The organism is Variovorax sp. Root318D1 (assembly GCF_001424835.1).
Classification (GTDB): Bacteria; Pseudomonadota; Gammaproteobacteria; order Burkholderiales; family Burkholderiaceae_C; genus Variovorax.
Genome location: NZ_LMCQ01000017.1, coordinates 3633 through 7106 on the forward strand (window position 1 = coordinate 3633; position 3474 = coordinate 7106).

5 protein-coding genes and 1 pseudogene are annotated in these 3474 nt (G+C 60.1%); all 6 read left to right on the plus strand.

Going from position 1 to position 3474, the window contains the following annotated elements:
- Positions 1 to 356 precede the first annotated feature (356 nt).
- Positions 357 to 872 carry a DUF4189 domain-containing protein gene (locus ASC78_RS27080; protein ID WP_082517535.1) on the plus strand — a complete coding sequence of 172 codons (516 nt, stop codon included), beginning with the start codon at positions 357 to 359 and terminating at the stop codon, positions 870 to 872.
- 86 nt (positions 873 to 958) lie between these two features.
- Positions 959 to 1510, plus strand: coding sequence for a hypothetical protein (locus tag ASC78_RS27460; RefSeq protein WP_157634454.1), 552 nt, complete (start codon positions 959 to 961; stop codon positions 1508 to 1510).
- A 30-nt stretch (positions 1511 to 1540) separates the two neighbouring features.
- On the plus strand, positions 1541 to 2596 hold the full coding sequence (locus tag ASC78_RS14315) for an XVIPCD domain-containing protein (RefSeq protein WP_082517536.1): 1056 nt from the start codon (positions 1541 to 1543) through the stop codon (positions 2594 to 2596).
- A gap of 19 nt (positions 2597 to 2615) precedes the next feature.
- The coding region (locus tag ASC78_RS28010) for a hypothetical protein (protein WP_235505095.1) at positions 2616 to 2819 on the plus strand (204 nt) is incomplete at its 3' end.
- Between the two features lie 22 nt (positions 2820 to 2841).
- A partial coding sequence (locus ASC78_RS28360) for a hypothetical protein (RefSeq protein ID WP_443082722.1) occupies positions 2842 to 3224 on the plus strand: 383 nt, incomplete at its 3' end.
- 1 nt (position 3225) lies between these two features.
- Positions 3226 to 3474 (plus strand): annotated as a pseudogene (locus ASC78_RS28365) (type IV secretion system protein); the annotation flags it as partial.

Here is a 3474-nt window from a genome sequence, read left to right on the forward strand (position 1 = left end):
TGCAAGGGGGCATCGGGCTGCTGCTGACGGTGCTGCTGGTGACCGCGCCTGCGGCGGCGGCGCAGTTCTTCGGGGGGACGCTGGGGCAGTTCTATACGAACTCGGTGCTCGGTGGCGGGGCCGGTGCGCAGCAGGGGCCGGGGGGGCAGGCGCCGGGGACTTATGGGGGGCAGCAGCAGACGAATACGGGGAATACGGCTCCTGCTGATCAATCCAAGACAAGCGGCGGTCTCAACAATCCCGGCAGCGTCGCCACCCGCACCGCGAGCAACACGCCACGCGTTACTGATTCCATCGACACGAGCAGGACGACGACACCACCAGCGCGAGCACTCCACGTGGATGGGGCGTAACCCATGTCAGCACATCTCTTGTACAGACTGCTGGTGGTGGGTTTGTGGCTGTTGTGTGCCAGTGCCGTGCATGCCGAGGGCGGGTTCTGCCCACCGGGCACCATCGACCACAACAACGGCAGGGCGGCTGCCATTGTTTGCTCGCCGATCCCCGGCTATGGGCAGCAACAAGCACCACAGCCCCCCCCGCAGCAGTGGGAGCGCAGGTGGGGAGCGGTTGCAATAGACGAGGGTCCGACCGGTAGTTTTGGCGTTGCCACTGACAAGCGAAGCAAACAAGAAGCCGCGAACATTGCAATGGATGGTTGTCGGCAACAGGGCGGCGCGAACTGCAAGATCCAAGCCGCATACGACAACGAATGCGTTGCAGTTGTGGCAGGAGAAGGGGGGTACAACGTACCCACCGATCTCACAGTGGGCAAAGCTGTAGCGACGGGCATGAAAACATGCCGTGATGCGGGTCGCGCCAACTGCCATGTCCACTACTCTGCCTGCAGCATGCCGGTGCGAATTCAATAGTTGCGCCACCATTTCGCAAACCAGATCGCATGCGAATGCCTGCGGATACATCGGCCAAAACCCCCGTATTTACTAACAAGCACTCCATGAAACGCATCCATTCGCTCATTGTCGCGACCGCACTTGGTCTTGTCTGCTTTCACACATTCGCGCAGAAGGTCCAGTCGCAATCACAGGGCCTGTGTGCATCGAACGAAGAGCCTGTGTTTTCGTGCAAGTTGCAAGGCAGTAACTCGAAGACTGCTTCCCTCTGTACATCACCTGCCTCCGCTCAAGGCGAAAGAAGTTTTCGCTACCGTTTTGGGCGTCCCTCGAAGATTGAACTTGAGTACCCCGCCGCTGGCCATGGCGGCGATGCGTTCTCTCGGACTCTCCTGCACTTCGCGGGTTCTACCGGCGGCTATGCCTTTTCCTTTACCAACGAAAACTACAAGTACATCCTCTATTGGATCGCGGGGACGGGGTTTGAACGCTCCGGCTTGCTGGTACAGCGCGAGGGACAGATACGTGCCGATCGTGACTTGCATTGCAAGCCGTCTGCATCAATGGCGACCAAAAACCACGATCTCTGGGAAGCCACGTCCAACTGGAGGGTGGACGCGGATCTCGATGCACACAACCTTCCAAGCACCGATTGAAGCTTGATTTACAGACAGGGAGAACTCACCATGGCAACGCACCGACACTCCAAACACGCAACGCGGCCCGCGGCTCAAATCAATCGAGCAAACGGCGATTTCCTGATGCAGGCGGCGCAAGGCAGTGGCATTACCGACCCCAAGGAACTGGCCAACTTCATGGGGCAGATGCAAGTGGAATCTGCTGGTTTCAAGAAAACGCACGAGAGTTTGCGCTACTCGGGTGATCGTCTTGAGCACATCCTCACCAACAAACACGGGCATATCCGCAACGGACTGACGTCCGAGGAAGTTCATGCTGCTGCCAAAGGTGGTGAAAAGACGACCGCAGCGGCTCTCTATGGTGGCGACTTTGGTGAGACGATGGGCAACCGAAAAGGCACCGAGGACAGCTATACATTTCGTGGCCGCGGTTTCGTTCAGTTGACTGGCCGATCGAACTACGAACACATAGGCAAGGTGCTTGGACTGGACTTGGCGAACAATCCCGATCTGGCATCCGATCCGAAGAACGCCGCCAAGATAGCCGTGCAGTATTGGAAAGAAAACGTGGTGGCTCGCGGTGCCCAACATGACGTTGACCATGCCGGCAGGATCATCAACGGTGGCACCAATGGTCGGCACGAGCGTAGAGATGCAGTAGCCCATTGGCAAGACAAGATCGCCCAGGGCTATAAACCAGGAGATCCGGAGCCTGGCCAGTCGCTGCAAGAAAGCACGCTGTTCAAGCAGGCGAAGTCCGGTCTCGAAAAAATCGATGCCGAGTTCGGCCGCAAGCCGGATCAGTTGACTGACAACGCCGCGGCCGCCATCGCAGTGGCCGCATTGCGAGGCGGCCTGACTCGCATCGACCACATGATGCTGGGCGGCAACGACAACAGCACGATCTTTGCGATCCAAGGCAAGCCGGGCGCGGCGCTTTCCAAGTTTGTCGATGTGCCAACCGTGGAATCGATGCACACGCCGGTTGCCCAAAGCTCGCAGGCGTTCACAGTCGTGCAGCAGGTGCAGCAGGTGCAGCAGCAAGTTTCTCAGCACAACAACCAGCAGGCCGCGCAGCAGGCGGCACCTGCGATGGCTCGCTGAGAAGCCGAGTCGCCCGCCAATGCCCACGAATACCGCAACACCGGTCCGCTCGCTCATCCTCCTGCCCCAACGCTTTCGCATCCTCACCGGCCAGTCGCGCGAGCCGATGATTGCCCTGGTGGCCAGCATGAGCCGCAACGCCCTGATCGTGATCGCTGCAAGCACCATGGCCCTTGGGGGATCGGACCTGCACTCGATCTTCACGAACGGTCTGCTCAAGGAGNTGGGTCAGCACGGTCGCACTGGTGCTGCTCACGCTCTGGATTCTGATCCAGGGCTTTCGCATCCTCCCCGGCCAGTCGCGCGAGCCGATGATTGCCCTGGTGGCCAGCATGAGCCGCAACGCCCTGATCGTGATCGCTGCAAGCACCATGGCCCTTGGGGGATCGGACCTGCACTCGATCTTCACGAACGGTCTGCTCAAGGAGRTCAACTACATGGTCACCGGCGAGAAGGAATCGCCCGTCTCGGCCATCGACAAGAACCTGGTGCTCACCCAGGTAGTCATGTCGGCCATCGACAACGCACAGGGCCTGGACGTGAGCACCAGCGGCTCCAACGTCACCAGCGTGGGCATGTCCTCGCTCGTGGGTGCGCTGGGCGTGTCAAGTCCGGCGATGACGGCCGGNGGCCTGGACGTGAGCACCAGCGGCTCCAACGTCACCAGCGTGGGCATGTCCTCGCTCGTGGGTGCGCTGGGCGTGTCAAGTCCGGCGATGACGGCCGGAGCGCTGCTGTTGACCTACCAGGTGGGGTTGGCTCTCTTCATCAGCCTGGGACCGCTGTTCATCCTGTGCCTGATYTTCAAGCAGACCGAGTCGCTGTTTCACAAGTGGCTGCTGTACGGCATCGGGCTGCTGTTTTCGATGGCGGTGCTC

Coding starts and splice junctions, on each gene's coding strand:
- ASC78_RS27080 (WP_082517535.1), top strand. CDS start 357: ATGTCAGCACATCTCTTGTACAGACTGCTGGTGGTGGGTTTGTGGCTG.
- ASC78_RS27460 (WP_157634454.1), top strand. CDS start 959: ATGAAACGCATCCATTCGCTCATTGTCGCGACCGCACTTGGTCTTGTC.
- ASC78_RS14315 (WP_082517536.1), top strand. CDS start 1,541: ATGGCAACGCACCGACACTCCAAACACGCAACGCGGCCCGCGGCTCAA.